Raw genomic sequence first — 25,296 nt, forward strand, 5'->3', positions numbered from 1 at the left:
TCCGAGCGCGGCACGATCCGCACGCGGCGCGTGATCTGCGCGGCCGGTGCAACCAGCTTCCGGCTGCTCGACGGCGTCGGCATCCGGCTGCCGCAGCAGGCCGTGCGCGGCACCTGCATGCGCACCAATGTGGTGCCGCCGGTGTCGGCGTCGACGGTGTGGGGCCATGGCCTCGGCATCCGGCAGCGCAAGAACGGTGCGATCAATCTCGCCGACGACATGCAGGTCGACGTCGACCTGACGCTCGGCCACCTGCGCGGGTTGAGCCTGTTCTGGCCGGAGTTCTGGTCGCAGCGCGACAAATTCCGGCTGCACGTGAACGGGTCCGCGTGGCGCGACGCGCTGGCCCGCATCAATGGTGCGACCGGGCCGATCGAGCCGCGCGATCCGCAGCCGCAGCCGAATCGCGCGCATGCGCCGCGCGCGCTCGCGAAGCTCAAGGCGATCTTCCCCGCGCTGAAGGACGCGCAGATCGTCGAGGCCTGGGCCGGCCTGATCGACGTGCTGCCCGACGGCATTCCGGTGATCGATGCGCCGGGCACGCCGTCCGGGCTCGCGATTGCGACTGGGTTCTGCGGCCACGGTTTCGCGATGGGGCCGATCGTCGGGCGGCTGCTTGCCGAATGGGTCGACACCGGTGCGCCGTCGCTCGACCTGTCGGCGTTTCGCGCGCAGCGCTTCGTCGACGGCACGATGGTGCGGCCGCGCAGCATGCTGTAACGGACGAATCGACGCGATGACGTCGGCCGGTCGCGGCCGACCCATCGTAGAATCGAGCCCGCATCCTTCAGGAGATTCCCCGTTGGCTTCGCCCTCCGCCCAGCGCCGCTCGTTGCGCTCACGCCTGCGTCGCGCCCGCAATCCGTGGCAGGCGCCGCGTGCGCGCACGCTGTTCACGCGTCCCGCGACGTCGCCGCGGCGCACGCTGATGTTCCGTATCGGCGTGGTCGTGCTGCTGTGCACGCTCGCGTTCCTCGTGCTGTATCTCGATCGCGACGGGTTGCGCGATTCGACCAAGAGCACGCCGATGACCGTCGCCGATCTCGTGTACTTCACGATGGTCACGGTCGCGACGGTCGGCTACGGCGACATCGTGCCCGTCACCGCACGGGCGCGTCTCATCGACGCGTTCTTCATCGTGCCGATCCGCATCGTCATCTGGTTCATTTTCCTGGGCACGGCTTATCAGTTCGTGATCCAGCGCGTCGTCGAGGAATTCCGCATGAAACGCCTGCAAAAGCAATTGTCCGATCACATCGTCGTATGCGGTTATGGCCTGTCCGGCTCGATCGCGGTGCGCGAGCTGCTCGAGAGCGGCGTCGATCCGGCGACGCTCATCGTGATCGATTCGCAGCAGCAGGCGATCGAGGCCGCGACGTCGCTCGGCGTGGCGGGATTGCTCGGCGATCCCGCGCACGAGGATCTGCTGCAGCAGGCGCAGGTGCGTGAAGCGAAGGCCGTGATCATTTCGGTGACCGACGATCCGACCGCGATCCTGCTCACGTTGTCGGTGCGCAGCATCGCGCCCGATACGAAGATCGTCGTGCGGATCCAGGAGAACCTGTACCAGCGGCAACTGCGGCAGGCGGGCGCCGACGTGATCGTGTCGTCGACGAAGATCGGCGCGCTGCTGCTCGCGGATGCCGTGCATAGCCGCTACATCGTGCCGTTCGTGAACGACATGCTGTCGACGCGCGGCCGCGCGACGCTGCTGGAGCGCGAGGCGATGCCGCAAGAGGTCGGCTGCATGACGAACGTCGTGCCGGGCGCGATCGTCGTCGGGCTCGATCGATGCGGGAAGATCTTTTCGTTCTACGAGGATCCGCCGTGCCGGATCGAGGCGGGGGACACGCTGGTCGTGATCCAGTCGGCGCGGATTCCCGATCCGGATATTTGAGGCGATTAGATCTGCGCCGGGGCCGGGAATCGTGCGCGCGCCGAAGCCACCGTGACGGCGTTGATAGATGAGGTAAGCGCACGCCAGGACCGTACTTCGTCGAGCAGGCTGTTACGCTATGGAACAGGCTACGAGTCGGTAATTGGCGATGGGATGAGGGAGGTGTTCGCCAAGTCCTTTGCCGAAACATACGAAAGCAAGTACGCCGGCCGCGAGGTGGTGATGACTACGCCGGCAGTGCGCCATAAGCATTTGACGGACGACGCGATCTCGCTTGTGCTGGATGAAATCAAAAAAACTGACGAGATCCTGTTCGATGAGATTCAGGTGCTGGTCAAGGATATTATTGTATTCGACTCAAACGGTATCAATGCCGCAACCGAATTCAATACGCTTGGCGCTATCTACATTCGATCGTTCATGCCGGAAAGTGAGCATTGGTCGAGAATCGCCGAGCATATCGTGCATGAGGCAGCCCATAATTTGCTTTATCAAGTCTGGCTGAGGGAGCCAATAATTGACGACGACGATGGATTGCTTTATACGCCATTCCGTCAGGATCGTCGCCCGATGAGTGCGATTTTTCACGCGATGTTTGTACTGTCGCGCACTATTTTTTCCTTCGATAGATTGTTGGCCAACGCGGCGTCCGGGTTGTCGCCACGGGATATCAAGAGCAACTACAACGAGGCAAATAATGCCATCCCATTCAAGGAAAAATTTTTCCAAACAGTGAAGGTGATAGAGCAATCGAACAAAGCTACTGCCTTCGGCAAGAAAATTCTAGGGGATTGTGTGTCACTTGTTGAGTATAGCAGGAACGTATGATGCCACAGAATCGCTTGTTAACTCAGAGGCAAGAAAGAATCGAGGTTGCAAAGCTGCTGTTTGCGCAAGGGGCAGCGGTGTTTTCTTTTCGCGCATTTCAGTTGTTATTTGCATGGCTCGTGCTTCGTGATGCTGGATCGGCAACATATCTCGCGAGCGTGATTGCCGTATCGTGGATTGTCAACTTGGTTGCCTTTCCGTTGGGTGGAGTGTTGATCGATCGGTATGGCGGGGTGAGGGGCATCAGATTCTCGGTTACGACCTCCTTTGCGGCGCTGCTATTCTTTTTGTTGGGTGAGGTGTCGGGAGAGTTCAATCCTGTTGTTGCGGCGGCGGTATTGATACTGATGTCGGCGCTCGACGGCGTGATGTCGATTGCTCCCAATTCAATTATTCCGACGTTCGTTCAGGGAAGGGATCTGAATCGATATCTCGGGTATGCCGCCAGTGTCAATTCCATGCAAGTCATCGTCGGGGCGATCATCGGCGGCGCTTCGATGGCGGTGATAGGTGTGAAAGGCGCCATTCTCACGATTGCCATCCTGTTTGCGGCCTCCGTGTGTGCCGTATGGTCTCTTTCCTCAAGGAATCGTATTCGGGATCAGAAAGCGTCTGCTCGAGGAGTATTCAAGGAAACTTTTCTCGGGTTTCACGCACTTTTTAAAATCGACCCCGAAAAATGGCTGTGCGTTTCGTCGGTTGTCATCAATTTCGTGCTGACGCCATTTTTGTCGATCGTGATTCCAGCATTTATAAAATCCATGCTCCACGCGCCGGTGAGTTACCTGGCTGCATCCGAAATTTTGTTTGGCATAGGGATGCTGATTGGTGCTTTTATTGCGCCCAGACTGATTGAGGCCGGAGTGTCACGGCTGAGAATCATCCTGTTGGGAAATTTGATGGTAGGCGCCGGGATAGTAGCCGTCATTTTCGTAAATTTTGATGTGCTGCGAGGTCTCATTGTGGCGACAATCGGATTTGCTCTGAGCCTGGGCAATGTAACATGTGGCTCGCTCAGGGGCTACGCCGCTCCAAATGATATACGAGGACGATTGGAAGCTGCGGTTTTTACCTGCTGTGTTGCGTCGATTCCGCTTGGAAGCTGGGTGTTTGGGTATTTCGTTTCGTCTGGTTCGATCGTTTACCTTGGCTACGCGATGACAATGGCAGGCATTGCGATCATATTGGCCCAGGCGGGTCTTTTAATATCAAAGAATACGGTCATTGTATTAACGTCACCTGAAAAAGAACTGAGTGGCTTGTACAGCAGGATGTATCCGGGCGCATTCAAGGGGTGATTTTTGTACTTTTTCCCTTGGGAGGCGATGCGAGCAGCCATCCGGGGGGGCACGCGCCAGCGCATGATCAGTTTTACAGGGGGTATGTTGTACCACATACTCTCCCCGTAGCTTGTGCGACGATTGTTAGCGATTGTTGGTGCGGTTATCGATTTCGGATTCCGACGAAATAATCTTGTAGGCTAATCCGTACTGCACTGCCTCTTCCGCGCTCAACCAGAAATCCCGTGCGGTATCCGACGCAATCTTTTCGACGGCCTGGCCCGTGGCATCGGCAAAGATGCGATTCAGTCGGTCGCGCATTTTCACGATTTCATCCAGGTAAATGTTCAGATCGCTGGCCGGGCCGCGTGACTCGCCTGACGGTTGATGCAACAGGAAGCGCGTGTTGGGGAGCGTATAGCGATCCTCCTTGTTGGCCGCCAGGTAAATCAACGCACCAGCGCTGGCTACCCAGCCTGATCCAATGGTGATGACTCTGGGCTTGATGAAACGGAGCGTGTCGAAAATCAGATCGCCTGATTCAACGTGGCCACCCGGAGAGCTGATGAATACCTGAATGGGATCGTCGCTTATGTGGGCGAGCGCATGCAGATGCTGAACCACGTCACGGGCCATTCTCTGTTCAATTGTGCCGGTGATGAACACCTTGCGCGCACGTGTGAGGATATCGAACAGCTTGGCATTACCTTCTGACGACGGGTCTTTGGAATCTTCTTCTCGATCCAGGTTGTTCACTTGATTCTCCTAAAAAAAATAGGCTCCATACTTAACCGCTAATCACTGGCGAAGTCGGTGAATGTCGACGAACTGCCACACTGGCTGACATTCATCAGACTATACCACCTGACTTTCGCCCCGGGGGGGGCGCGGCCAGGCGGAATTCAGGTTGAATTACGCCTGGCCAGTACGACTTACGGTATGCAATCGGCGGCGACGTGGAAATGGATAGAGGCCACGCGCGGCCGATAAGATCAGTGGTTCAAAAAGATAGACAACCAATTCAATCGTTGCACCTGTCGCTCCAGCGCATGCATCGACGCCACCGCGTGTCGCGGCCGGTGGTGTACACCAGTGCCCGATCGCAGTGCGCGGACGAGCATCAACCGCGGGCCGTGCGAGCACACTGACGAGTCCAGCAGTCATAAACCCGAGTATTCTCAATAGTCGTTACTTTAGCGCCCCGAAAAGGATTGGCTCGAATTCCGAAGATTTGATATCAGGCCGAGCAGCTACCGCAGCGTGTCGTGGCGTATTGGGGTTGAGAATGGCGGGATTGCTTATTTGACATAGTTACCAATCTCGTCTGAATCGGGCGTCTGTAGAGTACACGTATCGCGACGATTGGTGCCGAAGGGGCAGGAGTGCTGTTGGTGGTGTTCGTTAGCCGTTCCGAGCCGAAATGTTTGCCGCGTTCGATTGTTGCCGGTGTTTGTGCCGTGGCTTGAGCTTCTTCGGGAGTAGGGACTCGCGTGCCCGAATTCCAGATGCCGTGCAGGAAAGAGCTACGAAAATCGATCTACGTCAGTCAATCTAGAATTCCGATGATTTTGCACGAAGCCTTTGTGGGTAGTGGCTTCGGGTGATCACATGAATGTCGATTCATACCAGGGAATGTCGAAACACTCGGATTCCCGATCCGGATATCTGAGCATGCTCAGATCGACGTGCACGCGGCGAGTGCGCGCACGTCCGCAACGTGCTCGATATCCATCACCAGCGCCTTGAGCTGATGAACCTTCTCGCGAGGCAACACGATCGACGCGTTGTCTTCGAACTTGCCGATGATTTCCGCCTCGCTCGCCGGATTGGCCTGCGCGCCGCGATTGGCCGCCATCCGGTGCTCGAAGATACGGGCGTCCTTCAGCTTGATCCTGACCCACCCGGGGAATGAACCGGGATAGCCGGTATCGTCGGATTCCGTGAATTTCAGCCTTTGGGCCAGCTTCAGGATGCTGTCGTCCTTGATGGTTTCGTCGCTGAACTCCCTGAGCCCGACCTTGCCCCGGTGCAGCATCACCGACACGACGTAAGGCAGGCTGAACTTGGCCGTGTACGCCGTTTTCGGCACGTAGCGATCTTCCCGCGGGTGGCAAAGCAGCTCGGCCTGCATCGGTGAAATGATGCATTCGATTTCCTCGATGTCATCCAGCGCGAACGGATGCGCCTGGCGGATCTCCTTCACGCAATCGAGAAACGCCTGCGTGTGATGGCAGCAGGGGTACAGCTTGTACGCGATGTCATTCACTTCCCACGTGGTCCCGAGATTGGCCACGGCTTTATTCAGGTCGTAGTTGCCTTCCGGCAGAAAGGAATTGAAGAAGCCGTATCGCCCCTCGAACACCGTGTTCGGGCCGGTGACGCCTTCCTCGGCAAGGAGGCTTGCGATGATCCCGCTGTACGCCGCCCACCCGGGCTGAATCTGCTTGAGCGAGGACTTCGCGTTCAGGCACTCGAGAATGCCCGACGCCTGGCTGCCCGCGATGCCCAGCGCATTGCATTGCACGCCGGCGTCCAGGCCGTTCAGCTTGCCGGCGATCAGCACCGCGCCGAAGATCCCGACCAGCGACGTCGCATGGTAGCCCCTCATGTGGAAGACGCCGGGCGCGGCCATGCCGAGCCGCGTCGTCGTTTCGTAGCCGGCGACGACGGCAGTGAGGAAATCCCTTCCGCTGGCCCCGACCGATTCCGCGACGGCGAGGCTCGCGGGCACGACCACCGAACTGATATGGATCACCGAACCTTGATGCGTGTCGTCGAAGTCGGGGCCGTGGGCTGCGCTCGAATTGATCAGCGCGGCGGCGGCCGCGGAGAACTTGCCCGTGCCGCCAATGATCGACGATTCGGGGTGCGTGCCGATTCGCGCCATGGCTCGTTTGACCGCCTGCGCGGTGTCGTCTTGCGATGCGGCGAGGCAGATGCCGATCGTGTCGAGCACGTGCAGCCTGGCGTTGGCCAGTGCGTCGGCGGGGATGTCGGCGAAGTCGAGGTTCCGGGAGAACTGGATGAGTTGTTCGGAGAGGGTCATGTCAGGTATTTCGCAGTGTCGCTCGCATTACGCGATTGTCTGAATGTCGGGGTTCGCGGGTCGATGCGTCGAACGGGTCAACGCGTGTGCGTCCCGCTCGTTTCGCGGCGCGGCAACGCGTCTTCGCGGATCATGGCGGCCGCTTTCTCGCCGATCATGATGCAGGGCGCGTTGGTGTTGCCGGCGTTGATCGTCGGCATGATTGCGCCGTCGGCGACGCGCAGGCGCTGCACGCCGTGAACCCGTAGCCGCGGGTCGACGACCGCCATCGCATCCACGCCCATCTTGCAGGTTCCGACCTGATGCCAGCCGCAGTTGCCGATGGTCTTGAGATGCTCGAGCAGGCGTTCATCGGTGGTGGCGCCGGGGCCCGGCGAAATTTCTTCGACGACGCGCTCGGCCATCGGTCGGGCCGCCATGATTTCGCGCATCCGGCGCACGCCGCGCAGCGTGCGGATCGCGTCGTCCGGTGCCGCCAGGTAGTTGGGCTGGAACACGGGCGCTTCCAGCGGATCGGGCGAGGCGAGGTCGACCCAGCCGCGCGACGCCGGATTGAGCAGCACCACGCCGGCACTGAGGCCCGGGAAGCGGTCGACGATGACCGCGCCCTTCGGATGGAACGTGTAGGACAGGGGCCGCAGCACCAATTGCAGATCAGGTTGCCCGAGATCCGCGGAGCTGCGCACGAAGGCCGCGCCCTGCGATGCGGAGATCGCCAGGACGCCGGTGCGCGTCAGCAGATAGCGCGCGCCTTCGACATATTTGCGCAGCCCGGAAAGGCGCTGGTTATACGAGCTTCCCGGCGTGACTTTCCAGATCATTGGCGCAAACCAGTGGTCCTGGAGGTTTTGTCCCACGCCCGGCAGGTCCACGCGCGTGTCGATGCCCTTGGCCTGCAGTTTCGCGCCGTCGCCGATGCCTGACAGCATCAGCAGGTGAGGCGAATTGAGCGAGCCTGCCGAGATCACGATTTCCCGCGCCGCCTCGATGATTCGCCGCTCGCCGTTCTGCAGGATCTCGATGCCGGTCGCCACATTGCCTTGTATCACCACGCGCAGGACGCGCGCATTGCCGAGGACCGTCAGGTTCCGGCGCTGCAGGTGAGGCTCGATGAAGGCGTTGAAGGACGTCTCGCGGCGTCCGTCGCGAATCGTGTGCTGCTGAAAGTCGACGCCCTCGTAAGGCGGCGCATTGAGGTCCTTGATATGGGGAATGCCGATACTGTCGGCGGCGCGGATGAAATCCTCGATCGCGGGGCTGCGGGTGACGGGATCGGACACCCGCAGCGGACCGTCCGCGCCGTGATGCTCGCTGGCGCCCCGCGCATTGGACTCGGAACGCTTGAAGTAGGGCAGGACGTCTTCCCATCCCCAGCCGTCGTTGCCGAGGCTTTTCCAGCGTTCGTAATCCAGCGGATTGCCGCGGATATAGACCATGCCGTTGACGGCGCTGGTGCCGCCCATCGTGCGCCCGCGCGGCCAGTAGATCTTGCGGTCGTGAATCTGCGGGCCGGCTTCGGTGAAATACGACCAGTTGTAGCGCTTTTCCAGAAACAGCCGCCCCATGCCCGCCGGCGAGCGAATCCAGAAATTGTCGGCCGGCCCGCCGGCCTCGATCAGCAGCACCCGGTTCTGCGGATCCTCCGACAGCCGGCTGGCAACCGGGCAGCCCGCCGAACCGGCACCCACGACGATGTAGTCATACATTTCCATGCGCGTTTTCCTTGTGCCCGGGAAGGGCGTCATCTCCCGCGGCGGCTTCAGCTCGACAGTTGTTCTGCATAACTGACCGGTACGCCGATCGACTTGATTTCGACATAACCATCGAAACCTTCGATGCCGGCCTCGCGGCCGATCCCGGACTTCTTCCTTCCGCCGAGCGGCGAGTGATAGCCCGCGCTGGCGCCGTTGATGTCGATTGCACCGGTCCTGATGCGTCTCGCGACGTTCACGGCCCGTTCGGTGTCGGCGGAGAACACGGCGCCGTGCAGCCCGTACGCCGAGTGGTTGGCGATCGCCACGGCTTCGTCGTCGGTGTCGAAGGACAGGATCGAGATCACCGGGCCGAAGATTTCTTCCTGCGCGATCACCGCATCCTGGTCGACGTCGGCGAAGATCGTGGGCTCCATGAACCAGCCGCGCGTGAGCCCCTTCGGCCGGCCACCGCCGAGCACGAGCCGGGCTTCCTGTTTGCCTTTCGCGATATAGCCTTCAACCCGATCGCGTTGGCGGGCACTGACGAGCGGCCCGATCTGGGTCAGCGGGTCGAACGGATCGCCGACCGGCATCGAGCGAACCATCTCGACGAACGCGTCGATCAGTTCGTCCTTGCGGTGTTTCGAGACGAGCAGGCGCGTCTTGTTGCTGCACACCTGGCCCGAGTTGCGCAGCGAGCCCATCCGCAGCGACTCCACCGCCTTGCCGATATCGGCATCGTCGAGCACGATGGCGGGCGATTTGCCGCCCAATTCGAGCGTGATGCGCTTGATCTCGTTTCCGCACAATGCGCCGAGGCGCTGGCCGGCGGCGCTGGAACCCGTGAACGAAACCTTGTCGACCTCCGGATGCATGCAGAGGTACTCGCTGACCTCGCGGTCGGCAGGGAGAACGTTCAGTACGCCCTTCGGCAAGCCGGCCTTCTCCGCGAGTTCGGCCAGCAGATAGGCGTCGAGCGGCGTTTCGGGCGCGGGCTTGAGGATGACCGTGTTCCCGGCCAGCAGCGCAGGGGCGAGTTTCAGGACCGCTATCTGCAGCGGCGCGTTCCATGGCACGACAGCGGCAACGACGCCGAGGGGTTCGCGTAACACGAGGCCGTTGCCGGTCGCGGTGAGGCGGACCTGCGAAAACGGATAGTGCGGCGCCACCTCCAGGAACATGCCCAGCATGCTGACGGGCCCGCCTGCCTGCATCCATCGCGAGATCGAGATCGGGCAACCCATCTCCTCGGTGACGAGGTGCGCGATCAGGCTTTCGTGCTCGATCAGCAACTCGCGCAACCGGGCCATCACGTCCATGCGCTGGTGCAGCGACAGGCGCGGCCACGGGCCATGGTCGAATGCATGGCGGGCAGCGGCCACGGCGGCATCCGCGTCCACTTTCGACGCGGAGATGACGCTGGCCATCTTCTCTTCGGTCAACGGGGACACGAGATCGACGAAGTGCGTGGAGTCGGGTTTGACCCATTCTCCACCGATGTACAGCCGGTCGTTTCGGCCTTCCCAGATCATGATTGTTCTCCGCCCGTCGCGCTCAGCCCTTGATGTACTGGTCGAAGTTGTCGCCGAAGCTTGCACCCGCGCCGAGCGGTTCGGCGCGAACGACGGCGGCCAGCAGCGTGGCCGGCTGGCCGCCGGTTTCGCGCCAGCTGTGCTTGACTCCGCGATCGACGATCAGGTCGCCCGCCTTGAGCTCCACGCTGCCCGTTTCGAGTTCGAGGAGAACCTTGCCGCTCAGGACAACGACATAATCGATCGTGTCGGTCGTATGCCAGGCGGAGGGCGCATCGGACGAGGACGGAGAAAACAGCAGGAAGAACGTCGAGCTGGAAAAAGTGTCCGTGCCGAACGGTGCCGCCGCCTCATCGTTGCCGGCGTTGCTGACCGGATAGCCGTCCGTTTTCCAGATCACGGCCGGAACGCCCTGACATTCGGGAATCTGGTTCAGCGTCTTGTCGGAAACCACGCAGGACTTGCCTTCGTTGTCGAGGCCCGTGACGATGCGGCGATGGGTGAATGCCATTGTTTTCTCCTGATGCGCAGCGAAGATTGCCGATCGTCGATCGATCGGTTTCGGGAATCCGGAACGGACAGGAGAAGGCTATCGGGCGGGGCCGTGCATGTCTGCTACCTGCCGAGGGGGCGCACTTACCCTAGGTCGTCGTTCGTATCGTTGCTGCGTGACCGGTTTCGTCGAGCCGGATGCGGCGCAATTTGCCTGCCTGACGTCCCGGCGAACGCGCGGCTATCGTGAAACGGCGCGCGACGTGACGCCTCGGCCGGCGCGCCGGAATGCTATTCTTTTCGCAAAGACAGCATTCGAACGATTCATGGAGACAGACGTGCGTACCAAGGTAGAAAGGTCGCCTGCTTCATCGATGGCGACGGACTGGCGATGGAGCAGCGGCTTCCAGTGGGACAGCCTGCTGGCTTCGTTCGGGCGTCCGACATTCGAAGTCGAGGTGACGCGGCTGCTGGTCGAGGCGCTGGGTGTCGACCAGGTACATATCTTTCGCGGCACGGTCGACGAACCGCAGATCGTTGCATCCATTTGCGCGAGCGGCACCGGACGGGCCGAGCAGCAGAGCGGAATCTATATCGACCAGAAGGTGTGGCGCTTCGATTCCGAGTTTTCCCGCTACGACCATGACATCGAGCACGGCCCGGCCGTCTTTCGCTTCGATACCGTACGCACCAAGAGCCAGGAAATGCGGGATTTCTACGAGTTCGTGGACGTGGGCGAGCGGGTCGTCGTGATTGGCGACAGTCCTTCCGGGAGGCTCTATCTGGCTGGCATCCGGTCACGGTCACGCGGATGCTTCACGGCGGACGAGGAGCACCGGTTGCGCCTGCTCGGCGAGATGGCCTTTCCGATGGTGGCGCGGCATTACGCGTTGCAACGGGAGAAGCAGGCGATGTCCAGGGCGCTGACGTCACTGCCCATCATCGAACGGTGCCTGTCGTTGTGTCGCGAGAATTTTTCGAAGCGGGAAGGCCAGGTGGCCGCGCGCATGCTCTACGGCCTGTCGACGGAAGGCATCGCACTGGACCTGGGCATCAGTGCCGATACGGTCGTGTGCTATCGGCGTCGCTTCTATCAGCGTTTCGGCATCGGCTGTTTTCGCGACCTGGTCATCTGGTACATGGACCTGTATGGCGCGGTGGGGCATTACCTGGAACCGAACTAGGCATGCCGTTCGGTTCTGGCGGGCCATCGGCCCGTACCACCGAACGGCGAATCGATCGGCGCGGGAACGCCGAACGGATTCGCCACTGAGCGTGTATCGGTCAGGGCTTGCGGTAGTACTTCGGATAGTACTGGGCGACCACCGGCGTCGATTCCGCCCACGTCCGGCAACGGTTGATGAAAAAAGGCGGTGCATCGTTGCCGAACGTCGTGTCGACCTGGTCGGGCGCGAACTGCAACTGATACGCGAAGATCGTCTGGTAGGCGGTCGTCGCCATCGACAGGATCAGGTCTCTCAGGTGCGTGCAACTCCGCACGCCGCCGAGGGTGTCGTCAACGGCACGCCGGAAACCGCGCGTCAGCGATTTTCCGACGAGGCCCTGCGTGGGATCGTTCGCGCCCGGGCAATACGCGAACGGCGTCGCGGGCATCGACGTGGCCACTTCGTGAATCTTCAGGTCGTTGTCGACGGTCAGTCTTGCACACATGTTGTGATACGGCGTGCCGGCGGGCAGCGTGCCGCGCTCGCGATCCACACTGTCGTAACCCTTCTCGTCGACGATCTCTCCTTCGATGTCCCACAGGCCGTCGTCGCGTAGAAAACCTCGGGTAATGACGCGCCGCTCGTGCAACATCTGTCGTGGTTGGGGAGGAGGCAGCTTCATTTCGTCATTTCCTTCGGAGCGGGGCGGGGGCGTTGCGTTGAACGGCATCGATGGTTGGGGGAACGGCGATCGCGGTGCACATGCGACCGCGGCGTGGCAGGGGGCGAAGCTGCGGTGATGAATCGACATCGCGACCGGTGCGGCGCTTCGTGCCGCAGGTGCGATTTTAACCTACCTTCCGTTAGGCTGGATTGCCGAGGAAGATCGAGCGGAATGGATGCGCCGGCCAGCGGCTATGGCCGCTGTGCTTTCATCGAAACCTCCGTGTGCGCATGACTCCGGCGTTTCAGCGGGATCGGGAAATCAAATCGAAAAGAGCGGCCGGGATGCTTGCAGGCAGAGGTCGGCCGCCTGCGACGTCAGAGCGTCGTATAGCCGCCGTCGACTACCAGTTCCGCACCCGTCACGTAGGACGACTCGTCGCTTGCAAGGAAGAGCACGACGTTCGCGACTTCCTCGGGCTTGCCCGGGCGGGACAGCGGAATCCTGGACAGCACGGCCTTGACGATCTCGGGATCCTCGAACAGATACGCGCTCTGCGGGGTATGGATCAGGCCCGGGTGCACGGAATTCACGCGAATGCCGAACGCCGCGAGATCGACGGCGGCACCTTTCGACAGGAGGCGGTTCGCCCCTTTCGATGCGCCGTAGCCAGGATGCAGGTTGGGGAAACAGATCATCCCGGCGATCGACGACATGTTCACGATCGATCCACCACCGGCCTTCTTCATTTGGGGCAGCACCGCCTTGATGCCCAGGAACTGGCCATTGAGGTTCAGCGCGATCAGCTGGCTTAGCCCGTCGAGGGTGGCCTGGTCCCAGGTCTCCGGGGTCCCGGGCAATCCCGCGTTGTTCACGAGGACGTTCACTTGCCCCCATTGCGTCAGCGTCTTGTCGACGGCCGCCTGCCAGTCGCCTTCCTGCGTGACGTCCAGCCGGGCGTGATCTGCGGTCAGGCCTTGCTCCCGAATCTCCGCCGCAACCTGCGCGGCTCCATCCTCGCGGAGATCCGTGACCAGGACATTCGCACCTTCCAGCGCGAGGCGTCGCGCGCTGGCGGCGCCCATGCCGCTGGCAGCGCCGGTGATGATCACGGTTTTTCCGAGCATTCGATTCATTCAAGTCTCCTGGAAATGTTGTTCTTGACTCTGTTTTTAATGCAGGACTACTTATCGAGAAAGCTGGGCGACTCGAGGAAACTGCCGCAGGTAACGTCCGGTGTGCGTCGTGAGCCGGTGAGTGGCTCAGCCGCGCAATGCCAGTCGTGCAGCGGACTGGACGGTGGCAGCGCAGGGTACGAACACGGACATCGCGTCATGTCCGGGGCAATCGAGTGCTTGTGCAGCGTATCCGCATCGAGTCGCCCCGTAAATTCGCATTTTTAGAATTGTCGCTTCGACGAGCCCGAATCGCTGCATGTCGCAGTCGATTTGTTCCGGGCGATGGAATCGGATTGCCGAATCGCGATCGCCATGGGGGGCGTGGATGTCGGCGCGCAGCGCAGAAGCGGACCGCGACCGCGTTACGTGTCGTGCGACTGGGCCGACAGCGCGCCGGCCACGTCCCGACGTTCTTCGGATGGCGTGGACTGGCGCCGATATTGCAGCGGGGAACAGGACATCGTCCGCTTGAACGCGGTGCTGAACGCGCTTTCGGATTCGTAGCCGAGCGAAAAGGCGATCGACGAGACGCTCTGCTCGCCGTCGCGCAGGAGATTCGCGGCCGTCAGCATGCGCCATCGCGTGACATAGCCGATGGCCGTCCCGCCTTCGAGCTCCTTGAACCGTTGCGCGAAACCCGAACGCGACATCCCGGCGATCTTCGCCAGTTCCGCCAGCGTCCAGGGATGGGCCGGATCGGCATGGATCGCGCGAATGGCCGCACCGATCTGCCGGTCGGACAGCGCCAGGAACCAGCCGGGAGACAGGCTGGTCGAGGTTTCGAGGTGGAGCCGCAGTACCTGCACCAGCATGCAGTGAACGAGGTGCGTGGCCATCAGCGCGGAACCCGGCCGTTCCTGGCGGACTTCCTCGGCAAGCTGCTCCAGCGACCAGCGCAGCACTTCCGCATGACCCGTTGCGCTCGGGACATTGACGATCGCCGGCAGCGTGTCGAACAGCGGCGCGGCGTGGCTTGCGGAAACGTCGAAGCGGCCGCTGATCAGCAGCACCTCGCCGCCGCCGTTCCAGACCGCCACGCCGTCGCGGGCCGCGGCATCCATGACCGGCTGGCAGTCGGCGGGCGGCAACGCGGGATCGGACGCGAGCACGAACCGTCGGCCGCTGTTCAGCAGGAAGCAGTCGCCCGGGTTGAACCGGACGGGTTCGGCAAGGTCGTCGACGATGCCCCAGCAACTGCCGCGGACCACGGCGGTGAACTTGATGCCCGGATTGGCCGGAAACGAAAAGGACCAGTCTCCCGCCGCATCGAGCGATGCGTAGAACTGGCTGCGCGGCTTCAGGAGCGTGAGTACGTCTGACAAGGGATCCATCGAGGGCGTCCTGGACGATCTACAAAGAATGACAGACTTTATCGTATGGAGTGTCCAGGGTTCAACCGCTAATCTTGAGGGCGTCGAAGGAGGCGGCGTGCCGATCTCCTTCATGTCCCTGGAGCGCCGGGCTTGCGGCCCGGATTGGCATTCGGCAGTCGTTGCACGCTCCTTCAGCCCGATGGTGGGCGGACACGGCAAGGAGAAGGTTCATGAGCAAGGTGTGGTTCATTACCGGCGCATCGTCGGGATTCGGGCGGGCGCTGGCGGAAGCGGTGCTGGCCGCCGGCGACAGCGCCGTGCTGGCGGCTCGCCGGGGCGATGCGCTCGACGCGATCGTCGGCCGGCATGGCGATCGTGCGCTGGCGGTATCGATGGACGTGACGAACGCCGACGCGCGGCAGCGGGCCGTTCGTGCGGCGCTGACGCGCTTCGGGCGTGTCGACGTGCTCGCGAACATCGCGGGCCGGGGATCGTGCGGGGCGGCGGAAGAATTTTCGGGCGAGCAGCTTCGCGAACAACTGGAGCTCAACTTCATCGCTCCCGTCGAGCTGACGCGGGAAGTGTTGCCCCATATGCGCGCACGGGGCGCCGGACACATCCTCAACCTGACCAGCATCGCGGGTCTCGCGCCCATTCCGGCCTGCGCGCTCTATTGCGCGGCGAAGTTCGCGCTCGAAGGATGGAGCGAGACACTGCATCAGGAGGTCGGGCCGCTGGGCATCCGCGTGACGATTGTCGAGCCGGGTGGTTTCCGGACGGAATTCAACGGCGCGGCGATCATGCGGCCCGATCGATCCATCGACGCCTACCGGCCGACGGTCGAGCCGATTCTGCAGTTCCTCGAGAGCGAGAGCGGCCGGCAGCCGGGGGACCCGGACAAGGCTGCGCGCCTGATGATCGAAGCGGTCAACAGCGATACGCCGCCGCTGAGACTGATGCTCGGCGCCGATGCGTATCAACTCTGGGAACAGACGGCGGCCGCGCGCGATGCCGATATTTCCGCTTGGCGCGAGAAGGGCGAGGCGACGGCCTACGACGACGCGCAACCGACGCCGATCGGCGGCGCTTGAGCGCGACCGTCCCCATTCATTGAATCAGGAGTGCAAAGGAATCGATATGAGCAAGAATCCAAAAGTCTGGTTGGTCACGGGTGCATCGTCGGGCTTCGGCAAGGCGCTGGCCGAGGCCGTCATCGCCAACGGCGACAGCATTGCCATCACCGCTCGTCGCCTGGATCGGCTGCAAGCCATCGCGCAGGGTCATGAAGACCGCGTGCTCCCGCTGGCCGTGGACGTGACCGACGCCGCCGCGCGCGACAAGGCCGTGGCCGACACGCTCGCGCGCTTCGGTCGCATCGACGTGCTGGCCAACGTCGCCGGGCGAGGGGTGGCCGGCGCTTGCGAGGAGTTCAGCCTCGATCAACTGCGTGAGCAGATGGAACTGAATTTCTTCGCCGCTGCCGAGATGACCCGCGCGGTGCTGCCGCAGATGCGCGCGCAGGGCTCGGGCCATGTGCTCACCGTGAGCAGCATCGCGGGGCTGGTGTCGATGAATGCCGCGGGCCCGTATTGCGCAGCGAAATTCGCGATCGAGGGCTGGACCGAGGCGCTGGCCATCGAGGCCCGACCGCTCGGCATTCACGTCACGCTGGTCGAACCCGGCGCGTTCCGCACCGAGTTCGCGGGCGACGTCAACATGCGGCCCGTGCAGCGCATCGATGCTTACCGGCCCGTGGTCGAGCCGTTCGAAGCCTATCTCGAACACTCCGCCGGCAAGCAGATGGGCGACCCTGCCAAGGCCGCGCGGCGCATGCTGGAAGTCGTCGCGAGCGACGCCCCGCCGGTGCGCCTGATGCTGGGCCGGGATGCGTTTTCGATCTGGGATGCGACCATCGCCAAGCGGATTCAGGACATCGACAGCTGGCGGGCAAGCGGCGAAGACACCGCATTCGACGGTGCCGAGCTGGAGGAAATCCGGCTGTAACGCGGTTGCAGCGGGAAGGAAGAGGGGCCGGTCGATGAAGTCGACCGGCCCCTCTTTCGTCAGGATGACCGGCACCCGCATCCGCGAATCGACCGGGCAGGGTTCAACGCGCTCAGAGCGCCTGCGCGGTGTTCTTCACGGCGCCCGGAATGGCCGTGTCCTCGCCACGTGTGCGCCATACGCCGAGATCGCGGTTGCGCGACGCGACGGCGCCGTCCCACAGCTGGTAAGCATCCTCGCCCAGCATCAGGCGAACCGGCGCGGTGTCGCCCGCCACCATGTCGACCACCACCTGCATGCCCTTGACCGGGTCGCCCATCTGCTGGCCGTTCTGCGTGGTGTAGTACTCGTCCATCCCGGCATCCAGCGGCGCGTAGGCGGCGATCCGCTGTTCGGCCTTCATCGCCGCGCTGCCCGCGAAGCCGGTGCGGAACGCGCCCGGCTCGACCAGCGTCACGCGGATGCCGAACGGCTTGACCTCGTGGTGCAGCGCCTCGGTGAAGCCTTCCAGCGCAAACTTGGACGCGTTGTACAGGCCGCTGCCGGGAAACGCGACCAGGCCGGCAATGCTGGTCAGGTTGAGGATATGGCCCGACTGCCGCGCGCGCATCTGCGGCAGTACTTCGCGCGACAACTCCGCGGCAGCGAAGAAGTTCAGTTCCATCTGGGCGCGAATCTGGGCGGACGTGAATTCCTCGAGCGCGCCGTACGAGCCGGCGCCTGCGATATTGGCCAGCACGTCGATGCGCCCGAATTTCTCGTTCGCGGCCTTGAGCGCGGCGGCGCGTGCGGCGGCGTCGGTCACGTCCAGTTGCAGCGCCAGCGCGCGCTCGCCGTGAGGGGCGGCGATGTCCTGCAGCGACGCCAGGCGGCGGGCGGTCAGCACCGCGCAGTCGCCGGCGGCCAGTACCAATTCGGCGAGTGCTTTGCCGAAACCGGACGATGCGCCGGTGATGAACCAGATCTTGTTCATTTCGATTCCTTGAAAATAGGCGTTGGATCTGTCTTGCGATGGGGGCAAGACGAAATCGGGAGGGTGCTCCGGAAGCGGCCGCGCGCCTGCGTGGTGCGGCCTTGGGCCGGGCCGGCCGGTACAGGTCCAGGTGCGTGCCGATGGGCGCGATGGGACGATCCCGTGTGCCGGCGGGCGCGGTCTTGTCGAATGATTCCGGGGCATTGACGAACGGCATGGCGTGCGCAGACGCACGCTGCCAAGGCAGTCAACGATATTCACTGACGGCCGAACGATCCATGCTTCAACGTCTTTATTTTCTTTTCGATCGTACAAGCGTGGCCGCGGGCCTTCTGCCGGACAGGTCGCAGCGGCTTTGAGCGTGGGCGATTCGACGGGCCGCTGGCGTGTGGGCTTGAGACTGCCCGCGTCGTCGGCGAATCCTGTTCGCGGTCGTGATGCGGGGCCCCGGTGGGGGCAGGTCAGCTTGGGAAAGTCGATGAAGCAGCGGGGTGTGACAACTCATCGCGCCCGTTTTGCTATGGAACGTCTGGAAGACCGGAAGCGGGAAATGCTTCGTTGGCGGCGCGGTGGATGTCCTGGCGCAGAACGGCTCGACCCTCACGGCCGGTTGCGTTGCAACGGTGACGCGACTGCGTACCCGGCGGCACGCAGCCAGACATGGCCATCTCGCGGTGGTTCGACGGGAGCCGATGCCGGGCCCGTTCGGCGCTGCCGACGGACCTGCAACGGCCGCGCCGGCGTTACTTGAAGAAGTCGGTGACGTAATCCGGCAGCGGCATTTCGGCAAGGCGGCGGGCCTCGTCCGGTGCGACGCCGTAGAGCCGCATCAGGCATTCGACCGTTTCGGCGGTGATCTGCGCACTCGGGCCGCCATCGAGAATCCGCGTCATCGCACTGATCAATGCGGCAATCGTGATGTCTGCCGCGGTGTCGATGTACTGAATCGAGAACCGCTTTTGCTCGGTTCCGTCGCCGATGTCTTTCGACGCGCGAACCACGAACGTCTCGTTCATCTGTCGATGCGAATCCTGCGCCCGCACGATGAAGCGCCCCCACACGGGATCATGGACCGCCTTGGTCAGGAACATCTTCTGCACGTGACTGATCGCGACGGCCCGGTCCGTCTCGCGTGCCGAGATTTCGTCCGTGATGACGCCGATCTCCGATGCACGCTGCGCGAATACCGCCTTGGCAATCTCGTCCTTCGACTCGAAGTGGTTGTAAAAGGAGCCGAAACCGACATCGGCCTGCCTCGTGATCTCTTCGATCGTGCAGAGGTCGAAGCCCTTTTCCGCCATCAGGGTGTGCGCTGCTTCGATGAGCTTGCCTCGCGTCGCCAGGCGCGATCGCATGCCGCGCGGCATCGGCGCATCGCTGTCGCTGTGCAGGGGGGCTTTGGCAGGCGCTTTCGTTCGTGTCTTCCTGACGGACGAGGTTTTGGGAGCAGCGGGCTTGGGGGCCGTCTTGGTGCGCGTCACTGCGCGTGGTTTGGTTCGATCATCCATCTCGTAAGCCAGGTTAGCCGAAGCGCGCCGTGCAGAACTTGCCGCAGAACCGCGCACGGACACGATTTCCATGCCGGCGCACCGGCGCTGCGACAAGAACGGCTTCATTGCTGAACAACGTCTGGTGTGCGCTAAAGCAATATCGGGAACCGAACAAGCGTATCACCCTTTGAGTCGATATCCAACGCGCGGCGGCGGTGCCGACTAGACCGGCCTGACGCTCGTGAGCCGATGGTAGGCGCGGTCGAAATACAGCAGGCCGCCCGCTTGAGACCCGTTCCCGATCCCGACGACCTGGCAGAACAGGATGCCGTGCGTGCCGACTTTCTCGATGCGGTCGATCTTGCAATCGAAGCACACCAGGCTGTCGGGCAGCACCGGCGAACCGGTCTCCAGGTACTCGTAATTGGTCTGCGCGAACCGGTCCTCGACCGACGCACGCGTCTGCCCGCTGAACAGCCGCGAGACATGTTCCTGCTCGGCACCGAGCACGTTCACGCACAGCACGCCGTTGGCCTCGAAGCGGTCGTACTGGTGGCTGCTCTGATTCATGCAGACGAGCAGTGTGGGCGGGCTGTCCGTGACGCTGCATACCGCCGATGCTGTAAAGCCGCCCAGGCCAGCGAGGCCATTCGTCGTCACGACATTGACGGCCGCACCCAGCCGCGACATTGCATCCCGAAATTCCGTTGGCATCACCATGACTTGTCTCCTTGAGTTCGATTGCACCCTGCTGGCCAGCTCCGCGGAGTGATGAAAAAATCATAGATGATGATTTCATCAGTTTCAATCGCCGGAGCAGGTAAACGTGGCTGGGGAAAACCCCATTTGACTCTTCGCGAATGTGATCGTTAAATCATAACTGATGACATCATCAGTCTACGGGTCGACGAGATTCGAGTCCGGCCGGGGTGGCATCTGACGAGATAGAGGGGACAGCGATGTACGTCGTGGTGGACAGGCAATGGCGGATCAGGGTCTCGGACGGGCTGGACGTCAGCCGGCTGGCGCTCCTCGTGCACCAGCCGCGTACCGAGTTGCAGCATGTGCGCGCGGTGCTGGACGGTGTCGCGGTTGGCGTCGACGCGGATTTCGCATCGATCTCGCTGGCCTGGCTGAAGTCGGAATGCCTGCGCGCCGGGTCGAGCGGGGGGCAGCGCTTTGCACGGTTGATGGAGCAATTGCATCGGATCGGCATCAACGAGGAGGGTGTCGGAACCATACGCATCCCGATTCGGTGGAATCAGGTCGATCGGACCGAACCGGGCAGCGATGAAGCCCGGAACGGGGCGGTCTGCCAGGTCTACATCGTCGACACGGCGGAGCGGTTCAACTGCCACGGCAATCAGCCGGTGCTGCAGGCGGCCATCGGCGCGGGAACGAAGTCGATCCGGTCGGGTTGCCACGGCGGTGGATGCGGCATCTGCAAGATCAGGGTGCTGCATGGCAGCTATGCGTCCGGCCCGATGAGCCGGGCGCACGTCAGCCCGACGGCCGGTGAAGGCAGCGACGTGCTGGCGTGCCGGATCTACCCGCTGTCGAACCTGGTCGTCGAGCTGCTCGGAAAATCGAAGGAACGCTGCACGATCAAAAGCAGTTAGTTATCCATAATCATGAAGGAGGGGATGATGGGTGTGATGAGAATCGGTCACGTGGCCCTGCGAGTGCTCGACCTCGATCGGGCGCTGCATCATTACGTGACGGTGCTGGGCCTGCAGAAAAGCCATGTCGACGCGCGCGGCACGGTCTATCTGAAGGGATGGGACGAGTGGGATCTCTATTCCGTTTCGCTGACGCAAGCGGATCGATCCGGCGTCGAGCACATCGCGTACAAGGTCGAGAAGGAGGCCGATCTCGACACGCTGGCGGCGAGAGTCGAGGCAGCCGGCGTTCGGGTGACCGAGCATGCGGCGGGGCATCTCGAGCGGTGCGGGCGTGCCATCGGCTTCACGCTGCCCAGCGGGCATCTGATGTACCTGTACGCGGACAAGGAGTTTCGCGGCAAGAGCGTCGGCACGCTGAATCCGGAGCCCTGGCCCGATGGCCTCGAAGGCGCGGCGGTGCATTGGCTCGATCACGTGATGCTGATGTGCCCGGTCGACCCGGAGGCTGGCATCAACACCGTCGAGGAGAACACGCGCTTCCTCGGCGAGGCGCTCGATTTCCATCTGGCCGAGCAGGTGCTCGCCGGGCCCGATCACTCGGTGCAGGCCGCGGTGTGGATGTTCCGGGGCTGCAAGCCTCACGATCTGGCCATGGCCGGCGGCCCGGTTGCCGGCCTGCATCACGTGGCGTTCTACCTCGACAGCTGGCACGACGTGCTGCGCGCGGCCGACGTGCTCGGCAAGCATCAGGTGAAGATCGACGTCACGCCGCAGCGCCACGGCATTACCCGTGGGCAGACGACCTACTTCTTCGATCCGTCGGGCAATCGCAACGAGATGTTCGCGGGGCTCGGCTACTACGCGCAGCCCGACATGCCGCCCATCACCTGGCATGTGGAGGACATCTGGCGCGGCATTTTCTATCACCAGGGCGAACCGAGACCGGATTTCATCGAGGTCTACACCTGACCTGCGCGGTCGGTCGCGTCATCCGGCGCGACCGCGAGGCAGCGGATTTACAGCAGGTTGGCAGGGCAATTGCATTCAAGGAACAACGAGATGAACGAGACAGCAGCGACCCGGAACGACCCCGAAATCGGGCGCTCGATCCGTGCGGGCGGCATTACCACGAACTACCACGACGAAGGAAGCGGGCGGCCGGTGCTGCTGATCCATGGCTCCGGGCCGGGCGTCACCGCATGGGCGAACTGGCGGCAGACGCTGCCCGCGCTGGCCGAGTTCTGCCGGCCGATCGCGCCGGACATCGTGGGCTTCGGTTATACCGAGCGCCCGGATGGCGCAACGTATGGCAAGCGGCTCTGGCTCGAGCATCTCGTCGGCTTTCTCGATGCGCTCGGGCTGACCGAGGTGGACGTGATCGGCAACTCGTTCGGCGGCGCGCTCGCGCTGACGCTGGCGACGACCTTCCCCGAGCGGGTCGGCAAGATCGTGTTGATGGGAAGTGTCGGCGTGCCGTTCGAACTGACGCCCGGGCTCGATGCGGTGTGGGGGTACGAGCCGTCAAAAGAGAACATGCGGAATCTCCTGCACACGTTCGCCTACAACCACGGGATGCTGACCGACGCGCTCGCCGATTCGCGTTACGAGGCCAGCATCCGGCCCGGGTATCAGGAGACTTTCGGCCGGATGTTCCCGGCGCCCCGCCAGCAAGGCATCGACGCGCTGGCCGTGCCGGACGAAAAACTGTCGGCCATCCGCCAGCCGACGCTGATCGTGCACGGGCGGGAAGACAAGGTCATCCCGGCCCGGACCAGCGAGCGGCTGTTCCAGCTGATTCCGCATGCGGAGCTGCACATGTTCTCCGAATGCGGGCATTGGGTGCAGATCGAGAAGGCCGCGAAGTTCAATCAACTGGTCCGGAATTTCCTGACGTCGTGATGCGTTCGCGCGGCAGCTTGAAGGTTTCGGCAAAAAACGCCTCACCAGGCAAACATGAGAGGTGACACATGAAGATTAACTACTTCCAACAGGTTCCTTATCGGGACTTGCCGGCCGATTTCGAAACGAAACACGAATCGGTCGTCACGACGCCCTATGGGCTCACGACGCCGCAAGGCATCCGGGGCGCCTATCGCGATGCGCTCGACGAGATGATGTATGCGGCGCGCGCCGGCTTCGACGGGCTCGCGATCACCGAGCACGGGCAAAGTTCGTACGACATGATGCCGAACCCGGATCTGTTCGAGGCCGTGCTGGCCTACATGACCGAAGTCGAAGGCATCGAGACCGCGATCTATCCGATCGGGCGCTCGCTCGGCAAGACGCTGGAGCCGCTGCGGGTGGCCGAAGAGCAGGCGATGCTCGACTGCATGTCGGGCGGTCGTCTCATCTGCGGCTTTCCGATCGGCCTGGCGTACGACGCGAACGTGAACAACGGCGTGTCGCCGCTGCAGACGCGTGCGCGCTTCGATGAAAACCTCGAGCTCATCCTGAAGGCGTGGAAGGAGCCGAAGCCGTTCGCGTGGAACGGCAAGTTCTCCCAGCACCCGGACGTGAACATCTGGCCGCGTCCGATCCAGAACGCGCCGCATCCGCCGGTCTGGATCACGGCGATCGGCAACCCGAACACGATGAAGTTCATCGTCGATCGCGACTACGGGTTCAATTACTTCGGCTGGTTCGGCGCGAAAGCCACCGGCAAGCGCATTTTCGACCGGTTCCGCGAGATCGAACAGGAAGCGGGCAAGGCACCGAACCCGTACCGGATCGGCTTCATGCAGTCGATTGCGGTTGCCGAAACGGATGCGGAAGCCGAGCGGCTGTACGCACGGCATGCGGAATACTTCTTCCGCAAGGCGCTCGGCGGCATCGGGATGCACCGGCTGGCACTGCCGGGCGGCATCGACATCCGCGGGCTCGAATTCATCTTCCGCGATCCGAAGGATTTCGGCATGTACGACCGGATGAAAACGGCGACCTACCGGGATCTCCTCGAATCGGGTGCGGTCGTCGCCGGCGGGATCAGCACGGTGCGCGAGCAGCTCGTTGAATATGCACGCGAATTCGGCATCGGCAACCTGCACGCGATGCTGCAGTTCGGCTCGATGCCGAAGGAGCTCGCGCAGTACAACATCGACATGTTTACCAAATACGTGATGCCGGACCTCAAGAAGCTGTGGAGCGACAAGGGGCATCAGCATCACTGGTGGCCGGAGCGGCTGGGCGGCGTTCCGCTCGATGCTCGCCAACAACAACTCGCGGAGACACAAGCATGAACACCGAAACGATCGAATCCCCGAACCAGGCTGCCGTCAGCGTTCCGCTCGAGGAGCGCAAGGTGCCGGTGTGGGGCGGCAAAGTCACGCTTCGCGTCAAGGTTTTCGGCACAGGCGAGGATGTCGTCTATCTTCATCCGGCGGCCGGCCTCGTGATCGACGACTTCCTGATGGACCTCGCGGGCACGCATCGCATTTTCGCGATCGAGTTTCCGGGAACGAGTGCGGACGACCCTTACGCGGTGCGGCAGCTCGACGATCTTCATGACGTCGTGCTGGCGTATGAAGAAGCGATCCGCCAGCTCGGCATCGAACGGCCGATCGTCATCGGGCAAAGCTTCGGCGGCATGCTGGCAGCCGAGCTCGCGTCGACGTTCCCCACGCTGTTCCGGCAGGCCGTGCTGCTGGACCCGATCGGCCTGTGGCGGGACGACATGCCTGTCGTGCACTGGAATTCGGTGCCCGCCGAGCAGATGCCGTCGCTGCTCTTTGCGGACCCGGACAGCGAAGCCGCACGCGCGTTTCTCGCGATGCCGACCGATCAGGAATCCTTCGTGAAAACGCTGGCCGCGCGGGTCTGGACGCTGGGCTGCACCGGCTCCTTCGTGTGGCCGATTCCGGATCGTGGCCTCGCGAAACGGCTGCACCGGATCCGGATCCCGACCAAGATCATCTGGGGCCGCGACGACAAGCTCGTATCGTCCGGCTATGCGGCGGAGTTCCAGCGCCTGATCGCCAACAGCGAAGTCGAAATCATCGACGATTGCGGACACATCCCGCAGGTCGAGAAGCGCATCGAGACCTACCGCATCGTCAGCGGATTCCTCGGGCAAGCGAAGTAGTCGACGCACGTGCGGCGATGGGGCCGCACAAGCGGCAGG

The 25,296-nt window shown here is 62.7% G+C and carries 23 protein-coding genes; 12 read left to right on the plus strand and 11 right to left on the minus strand.

Annotated elements, in window-relative coordinates:
* The 4 genes from G3N93_RS00605 to G3N93_RS00620 form a co-directional block, all read left to right on the plus strand.
* On the plus strand, positions 1-720 hold a 720-nt coding region (locus G3N93_RS00605), incomplete at its 5' end, for an FAD-binding oxidoreductase (RefSeq protein WP_206132051.1).
* An 82-nt stretch (positions 721-802) separates the two neighbouring features.
* Positions 803-1,897, plus strand: a complete 1,095-nt coding sequence (locus tag G3N93_RS00610) for a TrkA family potassium uptake protein (RefSeq protein WP_206132052.1) — start codon at positions 803-805, stop codon at positions 1,895-1,897.
* 51 nt (positions 1,898-1,948) lie between these two features.
* Entirely contained in the window at positions 1,949-2,725 is a 777-nt protein-coding gene (locus G3N93_RS00615) for an HEXXH motif-containing putative peptide modification protein (RefSeq protein ID WP_206132053.1), read from the plus strand.
* The gene (locus tag G3N93_RS00620; protein WP_206132054.1) at positions 2,725-4,023 is read left to right on the plus strand and encodes an MFS transporter; all 1,299 of its coding nucleotides are present in this window, start codon (positions 2,725-2,727) and stop codon (positions 4,021-4,023) included. Before G3N93_RS00615 ends, G3N93_RS00620 begins: the two co-directional genes overlap by 1 nt.
* A 126-nt stretch (positions 4,024-4,149) precedes the next feature.
* Here G3N93_RS00620 and G3N93_RS00625 read toward each other — a convergent pair whose 3' ends face one another.
* The 5 genes from G3N93_RS00625 to G3N93_RS00645 all read right to left on the minus strand — a co-directional run bounded on the left by G3N93_RS00625 (position 4,150) and on the right by G3N93_RS00645 (position 10,788).
* Positions 4,150-4,761, minus strand: a complete 612-nt coding sequence (locus G3N93_RS00625) for an ATP-dependent Clp protease proteolytic subunit (protein WP_011354772.1) — start codon at positions 4,759-4,761, stop codon at positions 4,150-4,152.
* Positions 4,762-5,680: 919 nt separating this feature from the next.
* Positions 5,681-7,051 (minus strand): MmgE/PrpD family protein, encoded by a 1,371-nt coding sequence (locus G3N93_RS00630; RefSeq protein ID WP_206132055.1) that lies wholly within the window; start codon positions 7,049-7,051, stop codon positions 5,681-5,683.
* A gap of 77 nt (positions 7,052-7,128) precedes the next feature.
* On the minus strand, positions 7,129-8,763 hold the full coding sequence (locus tag G3N93_RS00635; RefSeq protein ID WP_206132056.1) for a GMC family oxidoreductase: 1,635 nt from the start codon (positions 8,761-8,763) through the stop codon (positions 7,129-7,131).
* Positions 8,764-8,810: 47 nt separating this feature from the next.
* Entirely contained in the window at positions 8,811-10,277 is a 1,467-nt protein-coding gene (locus tag G3N93_RS00640; RefSeq protein ID WP_206132057.1) for an aldehyde dehydrogenase, read from the minus strand.
* A 22-nt stretch (positions 10,278-10,299) separates the two neighbouring features.
* Positions 10,300-10,788, minus strand: a complete 489-nt coding sequence (locus G3N93_RS00645) for a cupin domain-containing protein (protein WP_174951731.1) — start codon at positions 10,786-10,788, stop codon at positions 10,300-10,302.
* Between the two features lie 157 nt (positions 10,789-10,945).
* Here G3N93_RS00645 and G3N93_RS42190 point away from each other — a divergent pair, with 157 nt between their 5' ends.
* Positions 10,946-11,953: a LuxR C-terminal-related transcriptional regulator gene (locus G3N93_RS42190; RefSeq protein WP_206132058.1), complete on the plus strand. Its 1,008-nt coding sequence runs from the start codon at positions 10,946-10,948 to the stop codon at positions 11,951-11,953.
* Positions 11,954-12,053: 100 nt separating this feature from the next.
* Here G3N93_RS42190 and G3N93_RS00655 read toward each other — a convergent pair whose 3' ends face one another.
* From G3N93_RS00655 to G3N93_RS00665, 3 genes are all read right to left on the minus strand, one after another.
* The gene (locus tag G3N93_RS00655; RefSeq protein ID WP_174937628.1) at positions 12,054-12,617 is read right to left on the minus strand and encodes a DUF2889 domain-containing protein; all 564 of its coding nucleotides are present in this window, start codon (positions 12,615-12,617) and stop codon (positions 12,054-12,056) included.
* Between the two features lie 359 nt (positions 12,618-12,976).
* Positions 12,977-13,735 carry an SDR family NAD(P)-dependent oxidoreductase gene (locus G3N93_RS00660; RefSeq protein ID WP_206132059.1) on the minus strand — a complete coding sequence of 253 codons (759 nt, stop codon included), beginning with the start codon at positions 13,733-13,735 and terminating at the stop codon, positions 12,977-12,979.
* Positions 13,736-14,139: 404 nt separating this feature from the next.
* Entirely contained in the window at positions 14,140-15,222 is a 1,083-nt protein-coding gene (locus tag G3N93_RS00665; RefSeq protein WP_241011408.1) for an AraC family transcriptional regulator, read from the minus strand.
* Between the two features lie 98 nt (positions 15,223-15,320).
* Between G3N93_RS00665 and G3N93_RS00670 the strand changes: the two genes are divergently transcribed.
* Positions 15,321-16,181 (plus strand): oxidoreductase, encoded by an 861-nt coding sequence (locus tag G3N93_RS00670; protein ID WP_206121475.1) that lies wholly within the window; start codon positions 15,321-15,323, stop codon positions 16,179-16,181.
* 46 nt (positions 16,182-16,227) lie between these two features.
* On the plus strand, positions 16,228-17,094 hold the full coding sequence (locus tag G3N93_RS00675) for an oxidoreductase (RefSeq protein WP_206121463.1): 867 nt from the start codon (positions 16,228-16,230) through the stop codon (positions 17,092-17,094).
* A 112-nt stretch (positions 17,095-17,206) separates the two neighbouring features.
* Here G3N93_RS00675 and G3N93_RS00680 read toward each other — a convergent pair whose 3' ends face one another.
* From G3N93_RS00680 to G3N93_RS00690, 3 genes are all read right to left on the minus strand, one after another.
* On the minus strand, positions 17,207-18,067 hold the full coding sequence (locus G3N93_RS00680; RefSeq protein WP_206121462.1) for an oxidoreductase: 861 nt from the start codon (positions 18,065-18,067) through the stop codon (positions 17,207-17,209).
* Between the two features lie 743 nt (positions 18,068-18,810).
* A complete protein-coding gene (locus G3N93_RS00685; protein ID WP_206132060.1) occupies positions 18,811-19,647 on the minus strand; it encodes a TetR/AcrR family transcriptional regulator in 837 nt (278 codons plus the stop codon).
* A 132-nt stretch (positions 19,648-19,779) separates the two neighbouring features.
* A complete protein-coding gene (locus tag G3N93_RS00690; protein ID WP_011354785.1) occupies positions 19,780-20,277 on the minus strand; it encodes a flavin reductase in 498 nt (165 codons plus the stop codon).
* 239 nt (positions 20,278-20,516) lie between these two features.
* Between G3N93_RS00690 and G3N93_RS00695 the strand changes: the two genes are divergently transcribed.
* From G3N93_RS00695 to G3N93_RS00715, 5 genes are all read left to right on the plus strand, one after another.
* The gene (locus tag G3N93_RS00695; RefSeq protein WP_206132061.1) at positions 20,517-21,176 is read left to right on the plus strand and encodes a 2Fe-2S iron-sulfur cluster-binding protein; all 660 of its coding nucleotides are present in this window, start codon (positions 20,517-20,519) and stop codon (positions 21,174-21,176) included.
* A 27-nt stretch (positions 21,177-21,203) separates the two neighbouring features.
* Entirely contained in the window at positions 21,204-22,148 is a 945-nt protein-coding gene (locus tag G3N93_RS00700) for a catechol 2,3-dioxygenase (protein WP_174981916.1), read from the plus strand.
* Positions 22,149-22,238: 90 nt separating this feature from the next.
* The gene (locus tag G3N93_RS00705; protein ID WP_206132062.1) at positions 22,239-23,078 is read left to right on the plus strand and encodes an alpha/beta fold hydrolase; all 840 of its coding nucleotides are present in this window, start codon (positions 22,239-22,241) and stop codon (positions 23,076-23,078) included.
* Positions 23,079-23,146: 68 nt separating this feature from the next.
* Positions 23,147-24,415: an LLM class flavin-dependent oxidoreductase gene (locus G3N93_RS00710; protein ID WP_011354789.1), complete on the plus strand. Its 1,269-nt coding sequence runs from the start codon at positions 23,147-23,149 to the stop codon at positions 24,413-24,415.
* Complete coding sequence (locus tag G3N93_RS00715) at positions 24,412-25,257, plus strand: alpha/beta fold hydrolase (protein WP_206132063.1); 846 nt, start codon at positions 24,412-24,414, stop codon at positions 25,255-25,257. The genes G3N93_RS00710 and G3N93_RS00715 overlap by 4 nt, the downstream gene beginning before the upstream one ends.
* The last annotated feature ends 39 nt before the right edge of the window (positions 25,258-25,296 follow it).

It is taken from the genome of Burkholderia sp. Se-20378, from assembly GCF_017104665.1.
Lineage (GTDB): Bacteria > Pseudomonadota > Gammaproteobacteria > Burkholderiales > Burkholderiaceae > Burkholderia > Burkholderia lata.